Here is a 408-nt window from a genome sequence, read left to right as displayed (position 1 = left end):
TTCATGTTCACTTTTTTGCGTTTCTTTTTGTCTTGTATGCTCTGATGATACATCTTCTAACCAACTTCGCCAGCCAGCTCTAGTCTTTTCATCCCAAGATGAAAAGCTGTCTTTAAGATAATCTGCCTCACCAATTAACTTATGCGTTGTTTCATCTAATTGATTTCTTAATTGGCTGAATGATGCTTTTTCACTATTTCTTCTTTTAGTTAAATCAGAATCTTGCAACTCAAACTCATAGGCAAGAAGGCTACCAATAAAATCTTATTTTCTACTAGAATTGTTAATTTGCTTATTCACAATGAATGTAAAAAAGGAAGTGGCCGCTTGATTACCATACTGTTTATTGCATTCAAGAAAAGCACCTATAAATGGGTGCTGGGGGATCCCCTCATAATTCAGGTCTCC

1 protein-coding gene is annotated in these 408 nt (G+C 35.5%); it reads right to left on the bottom strand.

Translation table 11 applies throughout. The features are described from left to right. Positions 1–228: hypothetical protein (locus NY07_RS19490; RefSeq protein WP_152603596.1), on the bottom strand; the 228-nt coding region annotated here is incomplete at its 3' end. Between the last annotated feature and the right edge of the window lie 180 nt (positions 229–408).

Source organism: Shewanella sp. ECSMB14101 (genome assembly GCF_000773485.1).
Classification (GTDB): Bacteria; Pseudomonadota; Gammaproteobacteria; order Enterobacterales; family Shewanellaceae; genus Shewanella; species Shewanella marisflavi.
The sequence above is the reverse complement of the archived record's forward strand: the minus strand, read 5'-3'. Positions and strand labels throughout refer to the sequence as shown.